The 3,352-nt window shown below is 69.7% G+C and carries 2 protein-coding genes; both read left to right on the plus strand.

The genetic code is table 11. The annotated features are described in order from the left end of the window. Positions 1-317: 317 nt before the first annotated feature. Positions 318-1,286, plus strand: a complete 969-nt coding sequence (locus NBW84_RS20040; RefSeq protein WP_250286392.1) for a uracil-DNA glycosylase — start codon at positions 318-320, stop codon at positions 1,284-1,286. A gap of 123 nt (positions 1,287-1,409) precedes the next feature. Further along, positions 1,410-2,909, plus strand: a complete 1,500-nt coding sequence (locus NBW84_RS24555) for an NAD(P)/FAD-dependent oxidoreductase (RefSeq protein WP_445548243.1) — start codon at positions 1,410-1,412, stop codon at positions 2,907-2,909. Positions 2,910-3,352: the final 443 nt, after the last annotated feature.

Consider the following 3,352-nt stretch of genomic DNA (forward strand, 5'->3'; position numbering starts at 1 on the left):
TTACTTGACCGGCGTTCTAGGCTCGGGGTGCGATGGGTGAACTCCATGACGCCGTATGGGTCCTTGACGCCGCGGTCGACGGTGCCGCCGCCGGAGCCGGCACAGCCGCTGGTGGCGCCGGCACAGCCGCTGGTGGCGATGCCGACGATGCCGACGATGCCGCTCGTTTCGCTGGTGGTGCTGCTGGCCTCGCTGATGCCGACGGTGGATCCGCTGGTGGCGAGGGTGGCGAGGGTGGCGAGGGCGGTGTCGGTGGTGTCGGCGACCGGCGTCCGGTCGCGCCGGGGTCGGGCTGGCCGGGGGATCCCGCCTCGGCGGTGACCCCGGTAGCGGTCACGCCGGGTGATGTCGGGCGGCTCGCTGTCTCCGCGGGCGACACCGCCGAGCTCGACGCCAGGATGTCGGTGTGCCGGGCCTGTCCCCGGCTGGTGGGCTGGCGGGAGGAGGTCGCCCGGCAGCGGCGGGCCGCTTTCGCGCGGGAGCGTTACTGGGGGCGGCCGGTCCCGTCCTTCGGCCCCGAGGACGCCCGGGTGCTCGTCGTCGGTCTGGCACCGGCGGCGCACGGCGGCAACCGCACTGGACGGATCTTCACAGGGGACCGCAGCGGTGACTGGCTGTTCGCCTCCCTGCACCGGGTCGGGCTTGCGCGGTTGCCGACCTCGGTGTCGGCCGGTGACGGCCAGCGTCTGATCTCCACTCGTATCGTGGCCGCGGTGCGCTGCGCCCCACCGGCGAACAAGCCGACCACCCTGGAACGGGACACCTGCCGGGGATGGCTGATTCGCGATCTTGAACTGTTGCGGCCGACGCTGCGTGCGGTCGTCGTGCTCGGCGGGTTCGCCTGGACGGCGCTGTGGCCCGCGCTGGAGCGGGCCGGTCATCCGCTGCCGTCGCCACGGCCGGCGTTCGGGCACGGCCGTCGGGTCGTTCTCGCGGATGTTCCCGCGCCGGGCCCCACACGCCCGCCGGCCGGCCCGGTGCGGCGAGCCGCCTCCGCGGAAGCCGCATCTGGAGAAGCCGCATCTGGAGAAGCCGTCTCCCAACGAGATGTCTCCCAACGAGATGTCACTGAACGAGATGTCACTGAACGAGATGTCACAGCGCAAGGCGTCACCGAACGAGATGGCGCTGACGGGGGCGTCACCGAACATCGAGCGGGGCTGGTTGTCTTCGGCTGCTACCATCCCAGCCAGCAGAACACGTTCACCGGGCGGGTCACCGCCGAGATGATCGACTCTGTGCTCGGTGCCGCGGCGAGGGTAAGCGGCGCGGTCAGTGATAAATAACTGAACCACCGTCGATGTACACGTCGCCGAGTTGATCTCCGCGTGTTGTACGTCACGTGAGTCCGTCGTCCACCGGCGCCGTATCCGGGGGCATGGTCGCGTGGTGGCGAGTACCTTTTTTGTATGAGCTTTGGACAACCTCCGCACATCCTTGTTGTGGGTGGCGGTTACGTCGGTATGTACACGGCTTTGCGTCTTCAGCGTCGCCTTCGTCAGGGCGAGGCGACCGTGACGGTGGTCGAGCCCAACTCGTACATGACATATCAGCCGTTTCTTCCCGAAGCGGCGGCCGGAAACCTCGAGCCACGACACGTCGTCGTACCACTACGTAGGGTGCTGAATGGTTGCCGTGTGGTCAGCGGCAGCGTGACCGGGGTCAACCATGCCCAGCGGGTCGCCTATATTGCGCCAAATCAGGGCGCGCCGCATGAGCTCCACTACGACATCCTGGTCGCCTGTCCCGGGTCGGTCGCCCGGACGCTGCCCATCCCGGGTCTCGCGGAGCTGGGCATCGGCTTCAAGAGCGTGGCCGAGGCGATCCACATTCGGAACAAGGTCATCGAACGAATGGACGTCGCGGCGTCCAGTACCGACCCGCAGCTCCGGCGCCGCGCGCTGACATTTGTATTCATCGGCGGCGGGTTCGCGGGTATCGAGGCGATAGCCGAGCTTGAGGACATGGCCCGGGACGCCTGCAGGTTCTATCCTGAGCTGTCGCCGTCGGACATGCGCTGGGTGATGGTGGAGGCGAGCGGGCGGGTGCTGCCGGAGGTTTCGCCGGCGATGGGCCTGTACACGTTGAAGCAGCTTGAGCACCGTGGTATCGAGATGAAAATCAATACCCGGGTGAAAAGCCTTGTGGACGGTCATGTGGTGCTCGACAGCGGTGAGGAGTTCGACGCCGAGACCATCGTCTGGACCGCCGGGGTCAAGGCCCATCCGCTGCTCGCCAACACCGATCTCCCGCTCGACGAGCGGGGCCGGATCAGGGCGACCGCTTTCCTGCAGGTGGACGGCGTCGAGCAGGCATGGACGGCGGGTGACTGCGCCGCGGTGCCCGACCTCACCAAGGGGGAGGGCGCGACGACCGGTCCGTCCGCCCAGCACGCCGTCCGTCAGGCCAAGGTGCTGGCGGACAACATTCTCGCCGATCTCCGCGCCGAGCCGATCGCGCCGTACGAGCACAAGTACGCCGGGAGCGTCGCGTCGCTCGGCCTGCACAAGGGCGTGGCGGACGTGTACGGGATGAAGCTGCGCGGCTGGCCCGCGTGGCTGATGCACCGTACCTACCACCTCAGCCGGGTGCCGACCTTCAACCGCAAGGCGCGGGTGCTCGCGGACTGGACGCTGTCGCTGTTCTTCCGGCGGGAGATCGTCTCGCTGGGATCCTTCGCTGACCCCAGGGCGAGCTTCCGCGCGGCCGCGAGCCCGGCGGGCGCTCCGGCGGTGGCGGCGCCGGAGGCGGCCGCCCAGCAGCCCGCGCTTGCCGGGAAGCCGGCGGGACGGGCGGAGGCGACGGGAGGGACGGAGACGAACGGTTCCGCCTCGGCCGCCCGCAAGTCGCCCGCGCCCGCCAGGAGCGCGGGGCCGGCCAAGACCCCCGGGGGAACACCGCTGGCCTGACGGGGAACGACCGAGAGCAGGAGAGGACAGGAGCAACCAGCTCGTAACGTACGGTAACTAGCCGTTCTTCATGGTTCTTCGCGTGTCACCGCCCGCAGATCGTCACGTTTCCATCACTATCCGTGCCATCGCGTCGGGACGGCGCAGGTCCCAGGCCGCGGGAGCGCGGGCTGCCGGCCATGGCAGCGGGGTTTCCCGGGCACAGGGGTGTCCTGTACGGCCCGCGAACCGGTCGGCAGCGTACCCGACGGTAGGGCCTCCCCGGCCTCCCCGGTCGTGACGGCATCCCCGGTCGCGACGGTCGCAGCCGCCGCGACGGTATGGCTCCCCGCCCCGGCGGCGATGGCTCCCGTTCGGGGCGGCCGGACCGTCGGCCGTGACGGGGCGGGTGCCGGCCACGGCGCTCGGTTGCCGCGGCTCATGGTGTCGACGTCCACGGTGTC

This window comes from Protofrankia sp. CiP1_Cm_nod2, assembly GCF_920664355.1.
GTDB lineage: Bacteria > Actinomycetota > Actinomycetes > Frankiales > Frankiaceae > Protofrankia.

Bases quoted from the DNA above. Each gene is read 5' to 3' on its own strand.
- NBW84_RS24555 (WP_445548243.1), top strand. From the start codon at position 1,410: ATGAGCTTTGGACAACCTCCGCACATCCTTGTTGTGGGTGGCGGTTAC.